The organism is Dellaglioa sp. CoH-56-MRSF-11 (genome assembly GCF_056782135.1).
This window is the reverse complement of record NZ_JBXAYE010000172.1, coordinates 1-235: the sequence shown is the minus strand read 5'-3', so window position 1 is coordinate 235 and position 235 is coordinate 1. Positions and strand designations below refer to the sequence as shown.

At 53.2% G+C, this 235-nt stretch carries 1 protein-coding gene; it reads left to right on the top strand.

The annotated features are described in order from the left end of the window. The first annotated feature begins 6 nt into the window (after window positions 1-6). A complete protein-coding gene (locus AC1RPT_RS08275; protein ID WP_481763071.1) occupies window positions 7-123 on the top strand; it encodes an HNH endonuclease in 117 nt (38 codons plus the stop codon). The last annotated feature ends 112 nt before the right edge of the window (window positions 124-235 follow it).

Sequence of the window (235 nt, the reverse complement as noted above, 5' to 3'; positions counted from 1 at the left end):
CACATAGTGCCTCTCTCACGGGGCGGCACCAACACGATGTCGAATCTCCTATCGCTGTGCAAAAGCTGCCACGACAAACGCCATAACCATCTGCATCGAGCGCGCGGCGCTCACAACCATTGAGGAATACACAATGCCTAACAGCAAGCTCCCAGAACTCATCAAGCTGTTTCTGGAAATCAACCCCACCCCGTCCGATGAGCAATTCCACAATCTGGCGTTTTCGGTTGACACT